The organism is Ilumatobacteraceae bacterium (genome assembly GCA_033344875.1).
Taxonomy (GTDB): Bacteria; Actinomycetota; Acidimicrobiia; order Acidimicrobiales; family Ilumatobacteraceae; genus Ilumatobacter.
In genome coordinates this window covers 2,380,566-2,403,422 of record JAWPMO010000001.1, presented here as the reverse complement: position 1 = coordinate 2,403,422, position 22,857 = coordinate 2,380,566, and the positions used below count along the sequence as shown (strand labels likewise).

20 protein-coding genes are annotated in these 22,857 nt (G+C 69.4%); 14 read left to right on the top strand and 6 right to left on the bottom strand.

Features of this window, described 5'->3' with window-relative positions:
- The first annotated feature begins 4 nt into the window (after positions 1-4).
- The 8 genes from R8G01_11325 to R8G01_11290 are packed head-to-tail and all read left to right on the top strand — an operon-like array spanning position 5 to position 10,616.
- Positions 5-2,281, top strand: a complete 2,277-nt coding sequence (locus tag R8G01_11325; GenBank protein MDW3214583.1) for an arylsulfatase — start codon at positions 5-7, stop codon at positions 2,279-2,281.
- A complete protein-coding gene (locus R8G01_11320; protein ID MDW3214582.1) occupies positions 2,278-3,159 on the top strand; it encodes a ribonuclease Z in 882 nt (293 codons plus the stop codon). The genes R8G01_11325 and R8G01_11320 overlap by 4 nt, the downstream gene beginning before the upstream one ends.
- A 1-nt stretch (position 3,160) precedes the next feature.
- The gene (locus R8G01_11315) at positions 3,161-4,069 is read left to right on the top strand and encodes a haloalkane dehalogenase (protein MDW3214581.1); all 909 of its coding nucleotides are present in this window, start codon (positions 3,161-3,163) and stop codon (positions 4,067-4,069) included.
- Positions 4,066-4,518: an SRPBCC family protein gene (locus tag R8G01_11310; protein ID MDW3214580.1), complete on the top strand. Its 453-nt coding sequence runs from the start codon at positions 4,066-4,068 to the stop codon at positions 4,516-4,518. Before R8G01_11315 ends, R8G01_11310 begins: the two co-directional genes overlap by 4 nt.
- Positions 4,515-7,088, top strand: coding sequence for a sulfatase-like hydrolase/transferase (locus tag R8G01_11305; GenBank protein ID MDW3214579.1), 2,574 nt, complete (start codon positions 4,515-4,517; stop codon positions 7,086-7,088). Before R8G01_11310 ends, R8G01_11305 begins: the two co-directional genes overlap by 4 nt.
- Positions 7,089-7,120: 32 nt before the next feature.
- Complete coding sequence (locus R8G01_11300) at positions 7,121-7,882, top strand: DUF2071 domain-containing protein (GenBank protein ID MDW3214578.1); 762 nt, start codon at positions 7,121-7,123, stop codon at positions 7,880-7,882.
- A complete protein-coding gene (locus tag R8G01_11295) occupies positions 7,879-9,405 on the top strand; it encodes a cryptochrome/photolyase family protein (GenBank protein MDW3214577.1) in 1,527 nt (508 codons plus the stop codon). Before R8G01_11300 ends, R8G01_11295 begins: the two co-directional genes overlap by 4 nt.
- Positions 9,402-10,616: a YbfB/YjiJ family MFS transporter gene (locus tag R8G01_11290; protein MDW3214576.1), complete on the top strand. Its 1,215-nt coding sequence runs from the start codon at positions 9,402-9,404 to the stop codon at positions 10,614-10,616. Before R8G01_11295 ends, R8G01_11290 begins: the two co-directional genes overlap by 4 nt.
- 18 nt (positions 10,617-10,634) lie before the next feature.
- Here R8G01_11290 and R8G01_11285 read toward each other — a convergent pair whose 3' ends face one another.
- Together R8G01_11285 and R8G01_11280 are read right to left on the bottom strand one after the other, a co-directional pair.
- Positions 10,635-11,150 (bottom strand): carbonic anhydrase, encoded by a 516-nt coding sequence (locus R8G01_11285; protein MDW3214575.1) that lies wholly within the window; start codon positions 11,148-11,150, stop codon positions 10,635-10,637.
- On the bottom strand, positions 11,147-11,536 hold the full coding sequence (locus R8G01_11280; GenBank protein ID MDW3214574.1) for a helix-turn-helix domain-containing protein: 390 nt from the start codon (positions 11,534-11,536) through the stop codon (positions 11,147-11,149). Before R8G01_11280 ends, R8G01_11285 begins: the two co-directional genes overlap by 4 nt.
- A gap of 100 nt (positions 11,537-11,636) precedes the next feature.
- On the opposite strand from R8G01_11280, the gene mbhE reads away from it, so the two are divergent.
- From mbhE to mnhG, 6 genes are read left to right on the top strand one after another with little or no spacing between them, the layout of a single operon-like run.
- Positions 11,637-14,462, top strand: coding sequence for a hydrogen gas-evolving membrane-bound hydrogenase subunit E (mbhE, locus tag R8G01_11275; GenBank protein ID MDW3214573.1), 2,826 nt, complete (start codon positions 11,637-11,639; stop codon positions 14,460-14,462).
- Entirely contained in the window at positions 14,459-14,872 is a 414-nt protein-coding gene (locus tag R8G01_11270; GenBank protein ID MDW3214572.1) for an NADH-quinone oxidoreductase subunit K, read from the top strand. Before mbhE ends, R8G01_11270 begins: the two co-directional genes overlap by 4 nt.
- On the top strand, positions 14,869-16,368 hold the full coding sequence (locus R8G01_11265) for a Na+/H+ antiporter subunit D (protein ID MDW3214571.1): 1,500 nt from the start codon (positions 14,869-14,871) through the stop codon (positions 16,366-16,368). The genes R8G01_11270 and R8G01_11265 overlap by 4 nt, the downstream gene beginning before the upstream one ends.
- Positions 16,365-16,925 carry a Na+/H+ antiporter subunit E gene (locus R8G01_11260; GenBank protein MDW3214570.1) on the top strand — a complete coding sequence of 187 codons (561 nt, stop codon included), beginning with the start codon at positions 16,365-16,367 and terminating at the stop codon, positions 16,923-16,925. Before R8G01_11265 ends, R8G01_11260 begins: the two co-directional genes overlap by 4 nt.
- Positions 16,922-17,173 carry a monovalent cation/H+ antiporter complex subunit F gene (locus tag R8G01_11255; protein MDW3214569.1) on the top strand — a complete coding sequence of 84 codons (252 nt, stop codon included), beginning with the start codon at positions 16,922-16,924 and terminating at the stop codon, positions 17,171-17,173. The genes R8G01_11260 and R8G01_11255 overlap by 4 nt, the downstream gene beginning before the upstream one ends.
- Positions 17,173-17,511, top strand: a complete 339-nt coding sequence (gene mnhG / locus R8G01_11250) for a monovalent cation/H(+) antiporter subunit G (GenBank protein MDW3214568.1) — start codon at positions 17,173-17,175, stop codon at positions 17,509-17,511. The genes R8G01_11255 and mnhG overlap by 1 nt, the downstream gene beginning before the upstream one ends.
- 21 nt (positions 17,512-17,532) lie before the next feature.
- On the opposite strand, the gene R8G01_11245 is transcribed toward mnhG, so the two are convergent.
- The 4 genes from R8G01_11245 to R8G01_11230 all read right to left on the bottom strand — a co-directional run bounded on the left by R8G01_11245 (position 17,533) and on the right by R8G01_11230 (position 22,847).
- Entirely contained in the window at positions 17,533-18,372 is an 840-nt protein-coding gene (locus R8G01_11245; protein ID MDW3214567.1) for an SDR family oxidoreductase, read from the bottom strand.
- Positions 18,373-18,430: 58 nt separating this feature from the next.
- Positions 18,431-20,107, bottom strand: a complete 1,677-nt coding sequence (locus R8G01_11240) for a class I adenylate-forming enzyme family protein (protein MDW3214566.1) — start codon at positions 20,105-20,107, stop codon at positions 18,431-18,433.
- A gap of 88 nt (positions 20,108-20,195) precedes the next feature.
- Positions 20,196-22,295, bottom strand: coding sequence for a 3-hydroxyacyl-CoA dehydrogenase NAD-binding domain-containing protein (locus R8G01_11235; protein ID MDW3214565.1), 2,100 nt, complete (start codon positions 22,293-22,295; stop codon positions 20,196-20,198).
- A 78-nt stretch (positions 22,296-22,373) separates the two neighbouring features.
- Positions 22,374-22,847: a VOC family protein gene (locus R8G01_11230; GenBank protein ID MDW3214564.1), complete on the bottom strand. Its 474-nt coding sequence runs from the start codon at positions 22,845-22,847 to the stop codon at positions 22,374-22,376.
- Positions 22,848-22,857: the final 10 nt, after the last annotated feature.

Sequence of the window (22,857 nt, the reverse complement as noted above, 5' to 3'; positions counted from 1 at the left end):
TCCCATGACGCGACCATCACGATTCGAGGGCAGCATCGGGCGGACCGTCGCGGACTCCGAGGCCTGGCACGACGAGCCGCCGCACCCCGGCCCCGAGGCGCCGAACGTCGTGCTCGTGCTGCTCGACGACACCGGGTTCGCCCAGTTCGGTTGCTACGGCTCCGACATCGACACGCCGAACGTCGACGCGCTCGCCGCCGGCGGCGTGCAGTTCACCAACTTCCACGTGACACCGCTCTGTTCGCCGACCCGCGCCTCGCTGCTGACCGGTCGCTCGCAGCACGCCGTCGGGATGCGCGCCGTGTCGAACTTCCGAACCGGGTTCCCGAACCAGCTGGGCCACATCAGCCACCACGCCGCCACCGTGGCCGAGGTCGTGCGCGATGTCGGATACGCCACGTTCTGCGTCGGCAAGTGGCACCTCGCGCCGATGGAGCAGTGTTCGGCCGCCGGTCCGTTCGACCAGTGGCCGCTCGGTCGTGGCTTCGACCGCTTCTACGGGTTCCTCGAGGGGGAGACCGACCAGTTCCATCCCGACCTGATCTGCGACAACCACCCGATCACGCCGCCGGGAGGTCCCGACGACGGCTATCACGTGTCGGAAGACCTCGTCGACCAACTCCTGCGGATGGTCTCCGACAGCAAGGGCGTGCGGCCCGACCGACCGTTCTTCGCGTACGTGCCGTTCGGTGCCACCCACGCACCGCACCAGGCACCGCAGGCATACCTCGACAAGTACCGCGGCGCCTTCGACGACGGGTGGGACGTCGTCCGGCAGCGCTGGTTCGAGCGGCAGCTCGAACTGGGCGTGATCCCCGAGGGCACCCGACTCGCTCCCCGCAACCCCGGTGTCGACGCGTGGGACGACCTGCCCGAGAACCAGCGGCGGCTGGCCTGCCGCTTGCAGGAGGCGTTCGCCGCGTTCCTCGACCACACCGACGACCAGATCGGACGGCTGGTCGACGGGCTCCGCGCCATGGGGCAGCTCGACAACACGATCCTCGTGGTGCTCGCCGACAACGGGGCATCACAGGAGGGTGGGCCGTTCGGCGTCATGCACGAGATGAAGTTCTTCAACGGCATCTTCGACCTGCCCGACGACGTGATCGACCGTATCGACGACATCGGTGGGCCGCACAGCCACACCAACTACCCGTGGGGATGGGCACAGTGCGGCAACTCGCCGTTCAAGTGGTACAAGCAGAACACGCACGAGGGCGGCGTGCACGTGCCGATGATCGTGCACGCCCCGGGTGCGATCGACGCTGCATCGACCGGATCGAAACGCGACCAGTTCGTCAACGTCGCCGACATCGCACCGACGATCTACGAACTCGTCGGGATCACACCGCCCGACACGTACCGGGGTGTCGAGCAACTCCCGGTCACCGGGCACTCGTTCGCCTCGGTGCTCGCCGATGCCGATGCCCCTGCCACCAACACGCTCCAGTACTTCGAGATGGCGGGCAGTCGCGCGGTCGTCGGCAGGTTCGCGGACGGATGGTGGAAGGCGGTGTGCAAGCACACGGCGGGGGCCGACTACGACACCGAACCGTGGGAGCTGTACCGCCTCGATCACGACTGGTCGGAGTGCGATGATCTGGCTGCCGCCGAACCCGACCGGTTGCAGGAGCTGATCGCGCTGTGGTGGCAGGAGGCCGAGCGGCACGGTGTACTCCCGCTCGACGACCGGACCATCGAGCTCTTCGGCGCCCGGTTCCGACCGAACTCGCCGCACCCGGAAGACCGCCGGTACGTGTACCGACCGCCGATGTCACCGATGCCCGGGCAGGCGTCGGCCGCAATCGGGGGTCGCAGCTTCGACCTGACCGCCGAGCTCACCCGTGCCGCGGGCGACGACGGCGTGCTCTACGCATCCGGGACGCAGAACGCGGGGCTGTCGGTCTTCGTGCAGGACGACCGGCTGGTCGTCGACTACAACGCCTTCGACGAGCACACGATCCTCGAGTCCGACGCGGTCGTGCCGGTCGGCGACTCGACGGTGGTCGTGCAGGTTCGTCGCGCCGACGGTCGTGTCGGGCGGATGGCGATCGAGATCGACGGCGCGCCGGCGGGGTCGATCGATCTGCCGCTGTTCATGCGGATGATGTCGTCGGTCGGGCCGAGCGTGGGCCACGACCACGGCTCGCCGGTGTCGAATCGGTACGAAGCGCCGTTCGCGTTCGCCGGCACCTTGCACGAGGTCGTCATCCAGCTGCTGTCGCCGGCCGATCTCGCCGCGCGCGAGGCCGAGGCCGCGGCCGAGATGAGTCGCCAATGAGCATCACGATCACCCTGCTCGGCACCGGGAGTCCGATGCCCAGCCCCGACCGGGCCGGGCCGTCGACGCTCGTCTCGACGGGCGAGGGCGAGCAGGCCGAGCACTACCTCGTCGATGCCGGCCGCGGTGTGCTGATGCGGCTCGCGGCGGCCGGGCTCGGCGCCGCCGACCTCGCCGCCGTGCTGATCACCCACCTGCACAGCGACCACATCACCGACCTCAACGACGTGATCACCACCCGATGGGTGATGACCTTCACGCCGACGCCGCTGACGATCGTCGGCCCGGTCGGCACCCGTGCCGTCGTCAACCACATCCTCGCGTCGCTGGGGCCCGACATCGAGTACCGGATCGCTCACCACGAGGACCTGAACGAACCGCCGCCGGTCTCCGTGATCGAGGTCGAGTCCGGGCCGGTGCCGCTGGGCGCTCAGACGACGATCACGTGTGCCCCGACCGACCACAAACCGGTCGAGCCGAGCATCGGGTTCCGGTTCGACCACGACGGTGCCTCGGTCGTGACCGCCGGCGACACGGTGCCGTGCGTCGGGCTCGACTCGCTGTGCCACGGCGCCGACGCGGTCGTCCACACCGTGATCCGCAAGGACATCATCGCCGATGTCCCGCTGCAGCGGTTGCAGGACACGCTCGACTACCACTCCTCGCCCGAGCAGGCGGCGCAGACCGCCGCCCGCGCCGGCGTCGGCACGCTCGTGCTCACCCACTACGTACCGGCCATCCCCACCGGCGGCGACGGCGCCGATTGGCGTGCCCTCGCCGCCGAACACTTCGACGGCGCGATCGAACTCGGTGACGACTTGCACACGATCACCGTCGCCCCGACGACCCCACCGACCGACCCCAGCGAAAGTATGTGACATGCACACCCTCCGTACCCCCGACGAACGTTTCGCCGACCTCCCCGACTACCCCTTCGCTCCCCACTACGTCGACGTCGACGACCAGGACGGCGGCACGCTGCGGGTCCACTACCTCGACGAGGGACCCCGTGACGGTCACCCGATCCTGCTCATGCACGGCGAACCGTCGTGGAGCTATCTCTACCGGAAGATGATCCCGGCGCTCGTCGAGGCCGGCCACCGGTGCATCGCGCCCGACCTGGTCGGATTCGGCAAGAGCGACAAGCCGACCGAACAGTCCGACTACACGTACGCCCGCCACGTCGCGTGGATGCGAGCGGTGGTCGTCGACCACCTCGACCTGCGCGACGCGACGTTCTTCGGTCAGGACTGGGGAGGTCTCGTCGGCCTGCGTCTCGTCGCCGAGCATCCCGATCGGTTCGCCCGGGTCATCGTCGGCAACACCGGTCTGCCGACGGGGGATCACTCGCCGAGCGACGCGTTCCTGGCGTGGCAGAAGTTCAGCCAGACGACCCCGGTCTTCGACGTCGGATTCCTCCTCCAGAGCGCGACGCAGGCCGAACTCGCTCCCGGCGAGGTCGCCGCGTACGACGCACCGTTCCCCGACGACACGTTCAAGGCGGGAGCCCGGATCTTCCCGGCGCTCGTCCCCACCAGCCCCGACGACCCCGCCGCCGAGGCGAACCGGGCGGCCTGGGACGTGTTCACGAACTGGGAGAAGCCGCTGATCTGCTGCTTCAGCGACAGCGACCCCGTGACCGCGGGCGGCGACAAGCCGTTCCGTTCGCTCGTGCCGGGCGCGGCCGGACAGCCGCACGTCACCGTCGAGCGTGCCAACCACTTCTTCCAGGAGGACGCGGCACCGCAGCTCGTGCAGGTCGTTCTCGACGCGGTCGCCGCCCGATGACGACCGTCGAACGGCGGGCGACGGTCGCTGCGCCGCTCGACGCGGTGTGGTCGGTCCTGGCCGACTTCCCGGGGATCAGCCGGTGGGCGTCCAACGTCGACCACTCGTGCTCGATGACCGACACGCCCACGGGCATCGGTGCGGTCCGCCGTATCCAGACCGGGCGAACCACGTTGCTCGAGACCGTCGAGGTGTGGGACCCCGGCGCCACGCTGTCGTACTCGATCACGGGTCTGCCGCCGGTCGTCCGGTCCGTCGTCACGACCTGGACCCTCACCACCGGTTCGCCCGACGATCGCACCGATGTGGCCGTCCGGACCGACATCGACGCCGGCCCGCGCCCACCACAGCAGCTGATCGCCAAGGTGATCGCCCGCAAGTTCGGATCGGCCGCGGACGAGATGTTGGCCGGCCTCGCCGCCGACGTCGATCGCAGCGTCACCTCGTGAGCGGGCCGCACCGACCCGACATCGTCATCCTGATGACCGACGAGGAGCGTGCCGCGCCCCCGTACGAGTCCGATGCGGTGACCGAGTGGCGTCGCTGCGCGCTGCCCGGTCGAGCCTGGTTCGACGACCACGCGGTCGACTTCCGTCGTCACTACACCGGTTCGCTCGCGTGCGTGCCGAGCAGACCGACGATCTTCACCGGGCAGTATCCCGACGTCCACGGCGTCACCCAGACCGACGGACTCGGCAAGATGGCCGACGACTCGCGCCTGCGGTGGCTTCCCGAGGGCGAAGTGCCCACGCTCGGGCACTGGTTCCGTGCCGCGGGATACGACACGCACTACGACGGCAAGTGGCACCTCTCGCACGCCGACCTGATCGACGACGACGGCAACGTGGTGGCGACCAACGACGACCACGGCAACATCGACCTCGCGGCGGACGCCCGATACCGGGAAGCCAACCCACTCGACGCATTCGGGTTCGACGGATGGGTCGGCCCCGAGCCCCACGGTGCAGCGCTCGCCAACGCCGGTGTGCGACGCGATCCGCTGATCGCCGACCGCGTCGTCGCCTGGCTCCACGACCGCTACGCCCGCCGCCGCGCCGGTGACGCAGCGGCGCTGCGACCGTTCCTGCTCGTCGCGAGTTTCGTGAACCCTCACGACATCGTGCTGTTCCCGGCGTGGGCGCGGCGGGGAACCCCGTTGGACCCCTCGCCGCTCGACCCGCCACCGGTCGCCGCGCCGCCGACGGCCACCGAGGACCTCGCCGCCAAACCGGCGGCCCAGATCGCCTACCGCTCGGCCTACCCGTCGGCGTACGGCCCGGCCGCCCGCGTCGCGGCGACGTACCGCAACCGGGCGCAGGAGTACCGCGACCTCTACTACCGCCTGCACGCGGAGGTCGACGGCCCGCTCGACCGGGTCCGTCGTGCCGTGACCGACGGTGGCTCCGACGAGGCCGTGATCGTGCGCACGTCCGATCACGGCGAACTGCTCGGCGCCCACGGCGGGCTGCACCAGAAGTGGTTCAACCTCTACGACGAGGCGACGCGGGTGCCGTTCTCGATCGCCCGCATCGGAACCCGGGTCACCAGCCCTGCCACGGTCACCGAGGCGCCGACCTCGCACGTCGACATCGTGCCCACACTCCTCGCCGCAGCCGGAATCGACCAGGCGGACGTGAGTGAGCGACTGCGGCGCGACTTCTCCGAGGTGCATCCGTTGCCCGGCACGAACCTCATGCCGGTCGTCGACGACCCGACCAGTGCCGACGCCGAGCGTGGCGTGTACCTGATGACCCGCGACAACATGCTCGAGGGCGACTCGGAAGCGTCGGGTCTGGCACGGCGGTTCGGCCGCGACGTGCGGCCACCCGCGCCGTTGCGGATCCGGGTCCCGGCGCACGTCGCCGCGAACTTCGAAGGCATCGTCCAGCGGGTCGACGGCACGCTCTGGAAGCTGGTCCGCACCTTCGACGATCCGGCGACCTGGACCGAACCGGGCCGTCGCCACCTGGCGGCCACGGGTCCTGCCGGCGACCAGTTCCGGTCGACCCCACTGCCCGACCAATGGGAGCTCTACGACCTCGACGCCGATCCGATCGAAGCGGCGAACCGAGCACACGACGGCACCTGCGCCGACGTGTTCGCCGCGCTCCGCGCCGCTCTGGCGGCCGAACGGGCGCGGGCCGTTCCCGAACGCAACCAGCCGTGGCCCTACGCCACCCGCCGGCCGACCGGAGGACCCGTGTCACGACGACCACCACCGCCCGCCCGACTCGTCCGCAAGGTCGTGCAGCGACTCGGTCTCCACCCGGACGACCCTGCGGCGGAGGAGTTCTCGCTGCCCGGGCGGCGAGCGCTGATCGTGGCGACCAACCACGGCACCCTCGACATCGGCAAGCCGACCGGCGTGTTCGCGAGCGAGATGACCGTGCCGTACTACGCGTTCCTCGATGCCGGCATGGACGTCGACGTCGCCAGCCCGCTCGGCGGTGTCGTCCCCGTCGATCCCATGTCGCTCAAGCCGGTGATCCGGACCGCGGAGGACGACCGGTTCCTCGCCGACGACGAGTTCCGCCGCAAGGTCACCGAGTCGCCGTCGATCGCCGATGTCGACATCACCGAGTACGACATCGTGTTCCTCGCCGGGGGCTGGGGCGCGGCATTCGACTTCGGCTTCTCGCAACCGCTGGCCGACCAGATGACCGCGGCGAACGCCGCCGGCAAGATCATCGGCGGGGTGTGCCACGGACCGCTCGGTCTGATCAACGCTCGGGGGACCGATGGCGAACCGCTCGTGGCCGGGCGGCGGGTGTCGGCGGTGACCGACAAGCAGGTGCGTGAACTCGGCATCGGGTCGACGCCGCACCACCCGGAGACCGAACTCCGCCGGGTCGGCGCCGAGTTCGAGAGCGAGACGAGGTTCCGCGACCCGCTCGCCAACCACTGGGTCGTCGACGGCAACCTCGTCACCGGACAGAACCAGAACGCCGGACCGATGGTCGCCCGCGAGATGCTCACGATCCTCGCCGCGCACGACACGCCCGACCCCGCGCCCGACTGACCGGCGGTCGTGCGTCGGTACGCTCGACGTCGGTGCTCGACGACGCTGGATCCATCGAACCGGTCAGTCCCGACCCGCCTCGTCTCGGCGGTCGTGCCGTCCTGCACCAGCGGTGGGACGAACTTGCGTACTTCCACTGGAGCTACGACCCCGAGGACGTCCAGCGCCTGCTGCCCGACGGCATCCGGGTCGACACGTTCGACGGGCGGGCGTGGGTCGGTCTGATCCCGTTCGAGATGCGGCGGGTCCAGCTCGGCCCGACACCCCCGATCCCGTACCTGTCGCACTTCATCGAGACCAACGTGCGGACGTACGTCGTCGACGCGCTCGGCCGGCGCGCGATCTGGTTCTTCTCGCTCGACGTGCCGCGGATCGCGATCGTCGGCGTCGCCCGAACGGTGTTCTCGCTGCCGTACTGCTGGGCGCACGCGTCCCACGAGGTCGTCGGCGACCGCCACCGGTACACGATGAGGCGACGATGGCCGCACTGTGAACGGGCCACGGCGTCAATCGAGTTCGACGTGGGCGCACCGATCCCCGCCGACGACGTCGAACCGCTCGACCACTTCCTGTCGGCACGCTGGGCGCTCCTCACGTCTCGCCGTCGGCGACTGCTCTACGGGGCGGTCGAACACGAACGCTGGCCGCTCCATCGCATCGACCGGTTCAAGGTGCACGGCACGGCGCTCGAAGCGGCCGGTCTGCCCACCCCGGTCGGGCCACCTCGGGCCTGCTACTCGCCGGGGGTCGCGGTCGATCTCGCCTGGTTCGACCCGGTGGGCGAGCGCCGGTGACCGTGGGCGGCGGGTCGAGCGACGTTCCCACCGTGTGGGTGCTCGGCGATCAGCTGCGCCGAGACGGTGGCGCCCTCGCCGGTCGCGAGCCGGGGGAATGTCGGGTGCTGCTCGTGGTGAGCGAGCGGAAGATCGCGTCGAAACGCTGGCACCGTCAACGTCTACACGTGGTGCTGTCGGCGATGCTGCACTTCGCGGACGAACTGCTGGCCGAGGGGTTCGACGTCGACGTCCGGCGTGCCGCCACGCTCGCAGCCGGCGTCACCGCCCACCGCGACGAGTTCGACGTCGGGCGGGTGATCGCGATGGAGCCGATGAGTTGGGACGGCCGTGTCCTGCTCGACGGCCTCGGCGTCGAGACCGTGCGCAACGACCAGTTCACCTGCCACTACGACGACTTCGCCGAATGGACAGCCGATCGCGACTCGTTCAAGATGGAGGACTTCTACCGGTGGCAACGGCGGCGCCTGGATCTGCTGATGGAGGACGGTCCCGACGGTGCCGAACCCGCCGGCGGGCAGTGGAACTTCGACCACGACAACCGTGAGCGTCCCCCGAAGGACGGGCGGGCCTGGCCGGAGATCACCCGGTTCGAGTTGGACGGGATCGACCGCGAGGTGATCGACCGGCTTCCCGACACGTGCTGGGGAGCGGCGCCCGACGGCACCTGGCCGGTCACGCGGGCTCAGGCGCTGGCCCGGCTCGACGAGTTCGTCGCGACCGGTCTCGCTCCGTTCGGCCCGCACGAGGACGCGATGCTCGCCGCCGAGTGGAAGCTGGCGCACTCGGTGCTGTCGTCGTCGATGAACCTCGGCCTGCTGCACCCCGGCGAGGTCGTCGAGGCCGCCGAGCGTGCCTGGTGGGCCGGCGATGCCCCGATCAACTCGGTCGAGGGGTTCGTGCGGCAGGTCATCGGTTGGCGCGAGTACGTGTGGGGCGTGTTCTGGCTCTGGATGCCCGACTACCGGGGCGTCAACGGTCTCGGGGCGACACGGCCCGTGCCGCCGGCGTTCACCGGTGATGCAGCCACCGAGATGGCCTGCGTCGCCAACGCGGTCACGCACCTGCACGATCACGGGTACGCCCATCACATCGAACGGCTGATGGTCTTCGGCAACCTCGCACTCACCGCCGGTGTCGACCCGGCGGCGATGACGGAGTGGATGTGGGCGAGCTTCGTCGACGGTGCCGAGTGGGTGATGCTGCCGAACGTGATGGGGATGGCGTTGCATGCCGACGGAGGACGGATGGCGACCAAGCCGTACGCATCCGGTGGCGCGTACATCAACCGGATGAGCGACTCGTGTCGTGGGTGCCGGTTCGATCCGAAGCAGCGGACCGGCGACGATGCCTGCCCGTTCACCACCCTCTACTGGGACTTCCTCGCCCGCCACGCCGACCGGTTCGCCGGGAACCACCGGATGGCGCGACAGTTGGCGGCGATGCGACAACTCGGCGATCTGCCCGCGGTCCGCGAACATGCCGTTCTTGTCGTCGCCGCGCTCGACGCAGGCGACCTGTGACCGTGCCGGCGGCGTCGTCGACGTTGCGCGGCGAGCGGGCCTGGGTCGTCATCGTGCTCGTGATGGCATCGGTGTGTGTGGCGCAGGCGTTCGGTCGGTTCACGTGGGGTGTCGTCCTGCCGGGGGCCCGCGACGACGTGCTCGACGGCTCCAACACGCTCGCCGGCTTCTTCGGCACGCTGAACGTGACCGCCTACCTGCTCGGGACCCTGGCCGTGTCATGGGCTGCATCGAGGGTGACGCTGGTCGGGTTGATGCGGATCGGGCTCTCGATCTCGACCCTCGCGCTGGGGCTCGCAGCGTTCGCTCCGAGCGGACCGTTGCTGGGCGTGGCGCTGTTCGCGATGGGGATCGGGGGAGCGGTGATCTGGATTCCGGCACCGGCGATCTCGGCGCGGGCGCTGCCGCCGCATCGAGCCGGCATGGCGGTCGGTCTCGTCGGGTCGGGCATCGGCATCGGGATCCTGTTCGCTGGCCAGTTGGCGGCGTTCCTCGATCGGCGGAGCGACGGTCCCGACAACTGGCAGTTGGTGTACCGCATCGAGTTCGCGGTCGCCTGTGTCGTGGTCGTCGGGGCGTTCGCACTGATCCGATCCCGAGGCGATCGGCCCTCGATGACCGGCGGATTCGGTGGGATCGCAGCGCTCAGGTCGGTGACGTCGTGGGTCCCCGCCACGGTCGCCTACGCCGCGTTCGGATTCGCCTACATCCTGGTCCTCGGGTTCCTCGTGGCGCGGCTCGAGGACGACTCCGGTTTCAGTTCCGGTCAGGCGTCGGCGATGTTCTCCGTGGTCGGTGCGGCGACCGTGTTCGGTGGGACGACGCTCGGACCACTGTCCGATCGCATCGGTCGCCGGGCGACGTTGACCGGGGCGTTCGTCGGGTTCGGGGCGTGCACGCTGCTGCTCCTGACCGGTCGGCAGCCCTGGGTGGCGATCGCGTGCGTGGGGATCGGCCTGATGTTCTCGGGCATGCCGGCGCTGATCATCGCCCACGTCGTCGACCACACCGACGTCGACACGTACGGGCCGGCGTTCAGCGCCGCCACGCTGGCGTTCGGGGTGACCCAGATGGTCTCGCCACAGATCGGGGGGTTGCTCGCCGACCTGCTCGGTTCGTTCACCTGGGTGTTCGTGCTCTCGGCCGCCGTGTCGTTCTTCGGTGCCGCGTCGGCGAGTCGCCTGCCGGCGCCGCCGCGCCGCGGCCGCTGATCACCGCCCGGGTCGCGCTCAGGACGGCTCGACGTCGACCTGGTGCAGGAGTCCGTCGGTCACGTCGTACACGAACCCGGTGATCGAGTCCTTGTGGGGGATGAACGGCGTCAGCCGGAGTCGCCGGATCGACTGCTGGACGTCCTCGTACGGATCCTGGAAGGCTTCGAGCGACCACCAGGGCTTGAGGCCGAGTTCGTCGGCGAGCTGGTCGCGGAACTCGGCCTCGTTCACCTTCTGCAAGCCGCAGTCGGTGTGATGGACGAGGACGATCTCGCGAGTGCCGAGGAAGCGCTGTGACAGGCACAGCGACCGGATCACGTCGTCGGTGATGACGCCGCCGGCGTTGCGGATGATGTGGGCTTCGCCGTTGCCGAGGCCGAGGACGGCGAAGGTGTCGATGCGGGAGTCCATGCACGCGACCACGGCCAGGTTGCGTGTCGGCTCGACCTGGAGGCCGGCATCGTGGAACTCGGCGGCGTAGTCGCGGTTGAGTCCGACGAGTTCGTCGATCTGAGGGCTGCGCTTGGTCATCGTGGCTCCGATTCGTTGGTGCTGTCGGGGGAGGTGCGGTCGGTGCGGCCGACACCCGGGCGGAGGGCGTCGATCAGTTCTTCGATCGTGCGCCCGGCCTCGAGCGGGTGGCGCAACGGTCCGCCGCCGATCACGGCGTAGCGGTTGCGCCGTCCCACGCGTTCGCGAGCGAGGTAGCCCTCGTCCTCGAGCTCGTGGAGGATCCGCTGCGCCGCTCCTTCGGTGATACCGACCAGGTCGCCGATCTCGCGCTGGCGGAGTTCGGGGTTCCGGCTGATCGCCAGGAGGACGTGCGCGTGATTGGTGAGGAACGTCCACGCTCGCGAATCGGTTCGAGAAGCGGCGGGGCCGCGCCGCCGATCCTTCCCGTTCCGCTGCCGGTCCATGCCTGCATCAGAACACACCTTTCCCAAAAGGTCAATCCGATCATGCGTTTCCGAAGGCAGATGTCTCGTGGTAGTTTCGGGCGGACCGGTATCTCCCGCCATGCTGCTCGCCGTCCTCCTGCTCCATCTCGTCCTGGGCATCGTGCTGCTCGGCGGCGGGCAACGCCTCGGTGCACGCGCGTTCCTCGTGGCCGCCGTCGCCCCGGCGGTCACGCTCGTGCTCATCGGCTCGCGGGCTCGCAGCCTGGTCCGCGGCGACGCGATCACCGGCTCGTTCGACTGGGTGCCGCAACTCGGCCTCTCCCTCGACCTTCGTCTCGACGCGGTGGGCCTCGTCCTCGCCCTGATCGTGTCGGGTGTCGGACTCCTCGTCTGCCTCTACGCCGTCGGCTACTTCTCCCACCCCGGCCCGGCGATCGGTCGGCTCGCCGGGCTGCTCACCCTGTTCGCCGGAGCCATGCTCGGCATCGCCGCCTCCGACCACCTGTTGGCGCTGTTCGTGTTCTGGGAGCTGACGTCGATCACGTCGTATCTGCTGATCGGCAACGACGACGAACAGCCCCAAGCTCGTGCCGCTGCCTTGTCGGCGATCCTGATCACCGGCATGGGCGGGCTCGTGATGCTGGCCGGGTTCGTCGTGATCGGACAGGACGCCGGGACCTACCGGCTCAGCGAGCTGCTCACCGCGCCACCGACCGGCACCGCCGCCGGCGTCGGGGTGGTCCTGGTGCTCATCGGGGCGTTCACGAAGTCGGCCCAGCTGCCGTTCGGTGGCTGGCTCCCCGGGGCCATGGTCGCACCCACGCCCATCAGCACCTACCTGCACGCCGCGACGATGGTGAAAGCCGGCGTGTTCCTCGTCGCCCGCCTCGCCCCCGTGCTCGGCGAGGTGTCGACCTGGCGGCCGATCGTGCTCACGGTCGCATCGGCGACGATGATCACGGGGGCGTGGCGTGCCCTCCGTCAGCACGACCTCAAGCTCCTGCTCGCGTACGGCACCGTCAGTCAGCTCGGGTTCCTGATGCTGCTGTTCGGTACCGGCGTGTACGCGGTCGCGCAGGCGGGGCTCGTCGTGCTGATCGCCCATGCCGCGTTCAAAGCGGCGCTGTTCATGGTCGTCGGCATCGTCGACCACCAGACGGGCACCCGTGACGTCCGTCGACTCGCCGGCCTCGGCCGCGGGTGGTGGCCGGTCGTCGCGATCTCGGTCGTCGCCGCCGCGTCGATGGCGGGCGTGCCGCCGCTCGTCGGGTTCATCGGCAAGGAAAAGGCGCTCGATGCGCTGCTGCACGCCGAGTTCGGGGGTGCCCCGGTCGTCGTGGCCGTGGTCGTCGTCGGGTCGGTGCTGACCTTCGCCTACTCGGCACGGTTCGTGCTCGGCGTGAGCGGTCGGCTGGTCGACCACGCCGACCCCGATCTGGTGCTCGAGCCAGGTGCGGCACCGCCGCCGGCGAGCCGTTTCGTCGCTCCGGCCGCGCTGCTCGGGTTGGCGTCGATCGCGTTCGGTGTCGTCCCGTGGCTGATCGATTCGCTCGTGCGCGGCGCGACCACCACGCTGTACACCGACGCGAAGCCGAAGCACGTCGTCCTCTGGGCCGGCTTCAACTCGGCGCTGCTGCTGTCGACGATCATCATCGCCGCAGGTGTCGCGCTCGTGCTCGTGCGGTCATCGGTCGAACGGCTCCAACGCCTCGCCCACCGCCCCATCGCATGGATCCCCGACGCCAACCGGGCGTTCACCTCCACGGTCAGCGGGGTGTCGCAGTTCGGGCGGCGGGTCACCGGCATCGTGCAGAACGGGTCGCTGCCGGCGTACCTGGTCGTGATCATCGGGGTGGCGGTGGCCGCTCCGCTCGGGCCGGCGCTCGCCGGACTCGACGGTTTCCCGGTGCTGATCGGCAACTGGGTTCACATTCCGATCGTGGCCGTGGTGGTCGTCGCCGCGGTCGGTGCCTCGATCACCCGCCGTCGCATCGCCGCCGCGCTGATGCTCGGCGCGGTCGGGTTCGCGATGGCGGCGTTCTACGTGGTGCAGGGTGCGCCCGACCTGGCGCTGACCCAGTTCGCGATCGAGACGCTCGCCACCGTCCTGTTCGTGCTGGTGCTCCGGTTCCTCCCGCGCGAGTTCGTCGACGAGCGGGCAGCGATCCGCCTGCCGATCCGGCTGGTGGTCGCCGGGATGACGTTCGTCGGAATCTTCGTCTTCGCGCTCGTGGCCGCCCAGGCGCGCAGCGATGTCTCGCAGGCGCCGGTGTCGGCCGAGATGATCGAGCGGTCGGTCCCCGACGGCGAGGGATCCAACGTGGTCAACGTGATCCTCGTCGACTTCCGTGGTTTCGACACGTTGGGCGAGATCACCGTGCTGGCGGTCGCCGCGCTCGGTCTGGTGGCACTGGCGCGAGCCGCTCGCCGGCCCGGTGACGGCGCCGGTACCGAGCGACCACCGTTCGCCCACCTGCCGGTGGTCGATGCGTCGGCGCGATTGCTGTACCCGAGCATCCTCGTGGTGGCCGTGTACCTGTTGTTCGCCGGTCACAACCAGCCGGGTGGCGGGTTCGTCGGCGGGCTCACCGCCGCCGCCGCGATCAGCCTGCGGTACATCGCGGGTGGCCTCGCCGCAGTGCGACGGTCCGTGCCGGTCGCCCCGTGGACGGTGCTCGGGGTCGGTCTGGCCACGGCGGTGACGACGGCGATCATGCCGCTCGCGCTCGGCGGGTCGGTGCTCGAACACGCACTCTGGGAGGCCGACCTGCCGGTCCTCGGCAAGGTCAAGACCACCTCGGCACTGCCCTTCGACATCGGCGTGTTCCTCGTGGTGCTCGGTGTGATCCTGATGGCGTACGAGGCCTTCGGCGAAGAGGCAGCCGAGGCGGAGGGCGACGATGCTGCGGTCGACGGCGGTTCCGATGCGGTGGTGACCGCATGACCGTGCTCCTGGCGTTCGTCGCCGCGCTCCTGTTCGCGTGCGGTGCCTGGCTGTTGATGCAACGGCGGCTGTCGCGCATCATCATCGGCATCGGACTGCTCGGGCACGGGGCCAACATGTTGCTGATCACCGCCGGCGGCGAAGCGGGCCGCGAACCGATCATCGGTCCGGGCGACGGCCCATACTCCGACCCGCTGCCCCAGGCGCTCGGTCTCACCGCGGTGGTCATCACGTTCGGTGTCACGGCGCTGTTGCTCGCCCTCGGCTTCCGGAGCTGGCAGATCACCGGCGACGACCGTGTGGAAGACGACCTCGAAGACCGACTCGCCGCCCGTCGTCGCGAGGACCTCGACGAGTTCGAGCCGACCGACAGCTCCGGCGACGCGACGAGCGCGGAGGACGGGGCATGAGCGCACTGGTGCCACTCCCGGTCGTGCTGCCACTCGCGGGCGCCGCGCTGTCGATCCTCGTCGGCCGGTATCGCAACGTGCAGCGCGGGATCAGTCTGTCGGTGCTCGCGACCACCCTCGTGATCAGCGTGCTGCTCCTCGTGCGGGCCGATCGTGACGGCTTCGTCGCACACGATGCCGGCGGCTGGTCGGCCGACCTCGGCATCGTGCTGGTCGTCGACCGTCTCGCGGGTCTGATGCTGGTCGTGTCTGCGCTGGCCTTGTTCGCCGTGATGGTGTTCGCCGTCGGCGAGGCCGACGAGGAACAGCAGCGGGTGGGGTTCCACCCCGTGTACCTGGTGCTCGCGGCCGGCGTGGCGGCCAGCTTCGTCACCGCCGACCTGTTCAACCTGTTCGTCGCGTTCGAGATGATGCTGGCCGCCAGCTACGTTTTGATCACGCTCGGCGGTCGCCCCGACCAGGTGCGGTCGGGCATGAGCTACGTGGTCATCAGCCTGGTGGCGTCGACGTTGTTCATCACGGTGCTCGCGTTGCTCTACGCCTCGACCGGCACCGTCAACATGGCCGACCTCAGCGTCCGGCTCGCCGAGATCGACCCGGCGGTGCGCGCCGCATTCGCGCTGTCGCTGCTCGTCGTGTTCGCCATCAAGGCGGGGCTGTTCCCGCTGTTCTTCTGGCTGCCGGACAGCTACCCCACGGCACCGGGTCCGGTCACCGCGATCTTCGCCGGCCTGCTCACCAAGGTGGGCGTCTACGCCATCATCCGCACCCAGACGCTGCTGTTCGACGCCCCCGACTGGATGGGTACCGTCCTGATCGTCGTGGCGGTGCTCACGATGGTCGTCGGCGTGCTCGGCGCCATCGCCCAGGACGACATGAAGCGCATCCTGGCATTCCACATCATCAGCCAGATCGGCTACATGATCTTCGGTCTCGGTTTGTTCACCGTTGCCGGTGTCGCGGGTGCGGTGTTCTACATCGTGCACCACATCATCGTGAAGACCGCCCTGTTCCTGGTGACCGGTCTCGTCGCCCGCCGGGCGGGTTCGAGTCGCCTGTCCGAAGTCGGCGGGCTCGTCCGGTCGGCACCGGTGATCGCACTCCTGTTCGCCGTGCCGGCGCTCAGCCTCGCCGGTCTGCCGCCGTTCTCCGGGTTCCTCGCCAAGTTCGCACTGGTCGACGCCGGCCTCGATGCGGGCGCCGCTGTCGCCGTGGCCGCGAGCCTCGCGGTCGGTCTGCTGACGTTGTACTCGATGACGAAGATCTGGGCCGGCGTGTTCTGGGGCATCCGCGAGATCGACCCCCCGGTCGAGCCGAAGCACGAGGGTCGGCTCGGTTCGCCGTGGGCGATGCTGCTCGGTACCGCGATGCTCGTCATCGCGTCGATCGCCGTGTCGGTCTGGGCCGGGTTGCTGTACGACGTCGCCGAGCGGGCAGCGGACGACCTGCTCGATCCCTCGGGCTACGTCGAAGCGGTGTTGGAGCGTTCGCCATGAACGCGATGCGGCTCTCCGGTGTTCTGCTGTGGTCGGCCATGCTCTGGGTCGCGCTCTGGCAGGACATCAGCGTGGCGAACGTCCTCGCCGGGTTGCTCGTCGGCGCCGCCGTGCTCGTGGTGGCCGGTGCCCCTCGCGTGCTCGAGCACGGCGACGAAGACCGCGTTCGGGTCCGACCGTTGGCATCGCTCTACTTCGTCTGCTTCGTGCTGTTCAAGCTCGTCGAGGCGAATCTCTACCTCGCCTGGGAGATCCTGACCCCTCGCAACCGGATCAACGTCGGGGTCGTCGCGGTGCCGTTGCGGACCGAGTCGACCACGGCGGCGATGGTCGTCGCGAACGTGATCACGCTGACACCCGGCTCGATCACGATCGAGTCGCTCGGCTCGCCTCCCACGCTGTACGTGAACGTGATGCACCTCCACGACGTCGAACGCGTCCGCCACGACCTGCTGCACGTCGAGGAGTTGTCGGTCCGCGCGTTCGGTTCGGCCAGGGCTCGGGCCCAGTTGGCCGAGAGTGCACGGGGCAACGCAACGGGAGAGCCGACGCCATGATCGCGATCGCCTACGTACTCCTCGCGATCGCCGCCGCGCTGTTCATGGTGCGGATGCTGATCGGTCCGAACATCGCCGATCGTGTGATCGCCATCGACGGGTTGCTCGCCACGATCCTGGCCGGGGTGATGGTCAATGCCTCGTTCACCGGGTCGTCGATCAGTATCGACACGGTCCTCGTCGTGGCGTTGCTCGGGTTCGTCGGCACGAGCGTCCTCGCCCGCTACATCGAACAGCGAGGAAGCTGATGGAGATCGTCGCCGGCGTCTTCTTGATCATCGGTGCCGCGTTCATCGCCCTGGCCGGGGTGGGCGTCCTGAGGTTCCACGACACGTTCTCGCGCATGCACGCGGCGGCGAAGGCGCCGGCGCTCGGCTTGCTGAGCATCGGGGTCGGCACGGTGCTGTCGATCCGAACCGTGCCCGCGACCGTGGTGGTGACGCTCGTCGTGGTGCTCCAGCTGCTCGCCGGACCCGTCAGTGCACACCTGCTCGGGCGATCGGTGTACTACCGCGCTCGTCCCGACCTGCAGGGCAAGGACGAGCTGCTCGACGTGACCGACCCCGAACCCGATCCGAACGGCTGACGCTCGACCGCACGTCGGCGGTCAGACCTTCGGGGCCATGGCGTCGCCGGGGAGCACGCCGTCGGGGTGGAGCGCCGACTGGTAGCGGCGCATGCCGGCGAGCCAGCGGTCACGGTCGGTGGCCTTGCGTTCGACGTACGTCGCGACCTCGGGATGCGGCAAGACGAGGAACCGCTCGTCGCGGATCGCCTCGAGACACAACCGGGCGACGTCGGCGGGTTCGAGCACGCCGTCGCCGCTGGCCACGCCGCCCTCCCAGGCGTCGCCCTCGGTGCGGTCACGATGATCCGGGCTGTTGGCGATGATGTTCGTGCGGACGGCCTGCGGGCAGAGGACCGAGACGCGGATGCCCTGGTGGTGGTGGGTGACCGACAGCCACTCGCCGAGCGACACCGCAGCAGCCTTCGTGATCGAGTAGGTCATCGAGCCGATCTGGGTGAGCAGGCCGGCGGCCGACGCGGTGTTGAGCAGGTACCCCTCGCCCCGGGCGATCATCGACGGGACCACGGCGCGCGCGGCGTAGATGTGGGCCATGCAGTGCACGTCCCACATGTTCTGGATCGACTCGTTGGGATCCTCGAGACCCGCCGATGTGACGTAGCCGGCGTTCGAGACGAACAGGTCGATCGGGCCGTGCGCGCTCTGGGTGTCGTCGACGAGCCGTTGGATCGCGGCCTCGTCGCGGACGTCGATCTCGACCCCGGTGCCGCCGATGTCGGCGGCGACCCGCCGGGCCTCGCCGCCGTTGAGGTCGGCGACCACCACGTGGCGCGCACCGGCGTCGTTCGCCGCTCTGGCGAGCGCTTCGCCGATGCCCGACCCACCGCCGGTGATGACCACGACCCTGTCGTTCAGTTCCATGTCGGCGACGGTACGCGCCGCGCCCGCCGGCCGACGATTCAGGCCGGGAGGCGACGGGTCACGCGTCGGAGACGACGGCGTCGCGGAGGTCGCGCTTGAGGATCTTGCCGGACGCGTTCCGCGGCAGCTGGTCCTCGACGATGGTGACGGTGGTCGGGACCTTGAACTTGGCGAGGCGTTCACCGACGAAGTGCTGGAGTTCCTCGACCGTCAACGACTCGCCCGGCTTCGCCATGACGTGGCAGGCGAGTTGTTCGCCGAGTCGTTCGTCGGGGATGCCGTACACGGCGGCCTCGTAGACGGCGGGGTGCTCGTAGATCGCGGCCTCGACCTCGGCGCAGTAGATGTTCTCGCCGCCGCGCAGCACCATGTCCTTGGCGCGATCGCTGACGTAGACGAACCCGTCCTCGTCGACGCGGCCGATGTCGCCCGAGCGCAGCCACCCGTCGACGATCGTCTCGGCGGTGGCGTCGGGACGGTTCCAGTAGCCGCGGATCAGCGACGGTGCCCGGAACCAGATCTCGCCGGTCTCACCGATCGGCAGTGGCTCTCCGAGCGGATCGGTGATCTTGATGTCCATGATCGGGATGGCGCGACCGGTCGACGTGGGGTTGGCGAGGAAGTCGGCACCGGCGTTCTGCGGTCCGTAGGCGTTGGTCTCGGTCATGCCGTACCCGAGGCCGGGACTGCCCTTGCTGAAGTTGTCGTCGATGCGCTTGACCAGCTCGGGCGGCATCGGAGCGCCGCCACCGCCGACCGAGCGCAGGCTCGATGTGTCACGTTCGGCGAACGTGGGCGCCTCGAGCAGGTCCCAACTCATCGTCGGGACGGCCACGAAGTTGGTGACCCGCTCGCGTTCGATCAGTTCGAGGGCGCGGTCGGGATTCCACTTGTGGGTGACGACGAGTTTGGCGCCGCTGACGAACGAGCCGAGCATCACCGGCACGAGGCCGGTGACGTGGAACAGCGGGATCGGCAGCATGAACGCGGTTTGTGGCGCATCGGGATCGGGCTCCTCGGGCTCGCGGATGGCCGCGACCGCTGCCCGAGCCGCGAAGCTCAGCAGCGCGCTCAACACCGCCCGGTGCGTCGACACCGCACCCTTCGGACGGCCGGTGGTGCCCGAGGTGTAGAGGATCGTGACGTCGTCGTCGGGGGCGATCTCGACCTCGGGCATCGTGGCATCGTCGCGAAGCAGGTCGTCGAGGGCGATCACGCCGTCGGTGAGTCGGCGCTCGGACCGAACGGCGACCACGGTGGTGTCGATCGTTCCGGCCGGCGCGTCGGCGATCCGGGCGAGGCGTTCGTCGTCGGCGAAGACCACCTTGGCGCCGGAATCGTCGAGTGCGTACACGATCTCGTCGGTCGCCCACCAGGCGTTCAACGGCACCGCAACCGCACCGACGCTCGTGATCGCGACGAACGAGGCGATCCACTCGGGATAGTTCCGCATCGCGATCGCGACGCGGTCGCCGTGCTCGACACCGAGTTCGTGGACGAGCGCGTGGCCGATCTTGCCCGCGAGGCCCAACACGTCGGGCATGGTCCAGCGGTCGTCCTCGTAGACGATGAAGTCGTCGGTGCGACCGCCGGCGAGGGCGTAGAGGTAGCGGAGGTTGGGTGGCGTCCCGGCGAAGACCTTGGTCGGGACGCCGAGCACCTCGGTTTCCTGGATCTCGAACATGGTGCCCGGCGCACAGACCGCTGCACACGCCTCGTGGAAGGTCATCGACATAGCAACGGTTTGTAGCAGCTCGCCGCCCCTCGTACCGCAGCGGGGTCCGACCGAGGCTCGCGGCGCGGCGAGTCGGCCCCTCACGACCTCAGTTCGAGAACTGGTGGAGCTTGCCGTCGTCCGCGGCGAGACGAGCGAGGAGCGGCGAGAGCTCCCAGTGGCGACCGCCGACCGTGTTGCCGTAGTGCTCGATCCGCTCGACCACGTCGGAGAGGCCGACCGAATCGGCCCAGTACATGGGGCCGCCTCGGTAGACGGGCCAGCCGTAGCCGTTGACCCAGACCACGTCGATGTCGCTGCCGCGGATCGCGATGCCCTCCTCGAGGATCTTCGCTCCTTCGTTGACCATCGAGTAGAGGCACCGTTCGAGCACTTCCTGGTCGGTCACTTCACGCTGCTCGTGCCCCTGGGCGATCGCGAAGTCCTTGATCATCTGCTCGACCTCGGGGTCGGGCGTCGCCGCCCGGGTCTCTGGGTCGTACGTGTAGTAGCCGCGACCGTTCTTCTGGCCTCGGCGACCGCTCTCGCACATCAGCTCACGGATCGTCGAGCTCGTCGACTCCTCGGCCTTCCAGCCGATGTCGAGCCCGGCGAGGTCGCCCATCGCGAACGGACCCATCGGGAATCCGAAGTCGTACAGCACCCGGTCGATCTGCGCCGGGGTGGCACCCTCGAGCACCAGCTGATCGGCTTCGATCCGGCGCTGGAACAGCATCCGGTTGCCGACGAACCCATGGCACACCCCGACGAGCGTGGCGACCTTGCCGACCCGCTTGCCGACCGCCATGGCCGTGGCGACGACCGAGTCGGACGACTGCTCGCCGCGCACGACCTCGAGCAGCTTCATCACGTTGGCGGGGGAGAAGAAGTGCATCCCGATCACGCTCTCGGGACGTGACGTCGCGGTCGCGATCTCGTTGATGTCGAGCGCCGACGTGTTGGACGCGAGCAGTGCGCCGGGCTTGCAGATCTCGTCGAGTTCACGGAAGATCGATTTCTTGAGGTCCATGTCCTCGAACACCGCCTCGATCACGATGTCGCAGTCCGCGAAGTCGGACTTGCTCGTCGAGCCGGAGATCAACGACATGCGCTGTTCGACCTGCTCGGGTGTGGTCGAACGCGAGCGCTCGTAGTTCTTGCGCACGACGCCGAGGCCGCGGTCGAGGGCGTCCTGGTCACGTTCGACGATGACCACCGGGATGCCGGCGTTCGCGAAGTTCATCGCGATGCCGCCGCCCATCGTGCCGGCACCGAGGACGCCGGCCTTCCGGATGTCGATCAGCGGCGTGTCCTTGGGGATGTCGGGGATCTTGTTGGCGGCGCGCTCGGCGAAGAAGTAGTAGCGCTGCGCGCCCGACTGCGGCCCGGCCATCAGCTCGTTGAAGAGCTGCCGCTCGACCTTGAGCCCTTCGTCGAAGGGAAGGTTCGCTGCGGCCTCGACGCACTGCACGTTGTACTCGGGTGCGAGGAAGCCACGCGTCTTGCGGGCGATCGACTTCCGGAAGTCGGCGAAGAGCTGATCGTTGCCGCGAGCCTCGGCCACCTTGTCGTCGCGGTCGCGGACCTTCGCGAGCGGGAGGCCCTCTGTGACCGCCCGTGCGGCGAAGGCGATCGCGGCGTTGCGCAGTTCGTCGGTGCCGCCCTCGACGACCTCGTCGACGAGCCCGCTCTCGAGCGCCTCGCCGGTGCTGATGTGCCGGCCGGTCGTCATCATCTCGAGCGCCATCGGCACGCCCGTCAGGCGAGGGAGCCGTTGCGTGCCGCCCGCGCCGGGCAGCAGGCCGAGGTTGACCTCGGGCAGGCCGAACTTCGCCGTCGCCACCGACACGCGGTAGTGGGCACACAGCGCGACCTCGAGTCCGCCGCCCAGCGCCGTGCCGTGGATCGCGGCGATCACGGGGACGGGAGCGTCTTCCATCGCGGACTGCACCTGGGGGAGACCGGCGGCGTCGGGGACGTTGCCCCCGAACTCGGAGATGTCGGCGCCGGCGATGAAGGTGCGGCCGTCGCAGATGACCACGATCGCCTTGGCCCCCCGTTCGACCGCCTGGGTCATCCCGTCGAACAGTCCCTGGCGGACGTGCCAGCTGAGCGCGTTGACCGGCGGGTTGTTCACGACGACGAGGGCGACCTCGACACCGTCGTGGTCGACGGTCTCGAGTCGGACGGACTGGCTCAGATCGGTCATCGGAACAGTCAAGCAGCCGCGCCCGCTCGGTGCCGATTCGACCGGCTCGTCGGCGTCGCCCGACGGGGCGGCCGGGGGTCAGCCGGCGCCGCGGCCGGGACGATCGGCGCCCCAGCGGGCGATGTCGGCCTCGAGGTCGAGTGGGACGTTCGACGGAGCATCCTCGTCGTACAGGTCGAGGGGCAGCTCCCACATGACCTCGAACTCGATGCCGTCGGGGTCCTGGCAGTACAGGCTGCGGCTCATGCCGTGGTTGTTCTCGCCGACGAGCGCACCCATCCGGGCCAGACGCTCCTTGGCCTCGGCGAGTTCGGCGAGCGTGCCGACCTCCCAGGCGATGTGGTACAAGCCGGTCGTGCGTTGCCCCGGGGTCGTGCCGGCGGAGCGGAACAGACCGAGGTCGTGATCGGTCGCCGAATCGGGCGAACTGAGGAACGCCCGGCCGTCGCCGGCGTTCTTGACCTCGAGGCCGAGTGCCTCGGTGTAGAAGTCGGCCGATGCCACCGGGTCGGTGACCCAGAGCACGGCGTGTCGGATTCCCAGTGTTGCCATGATCTCCTCA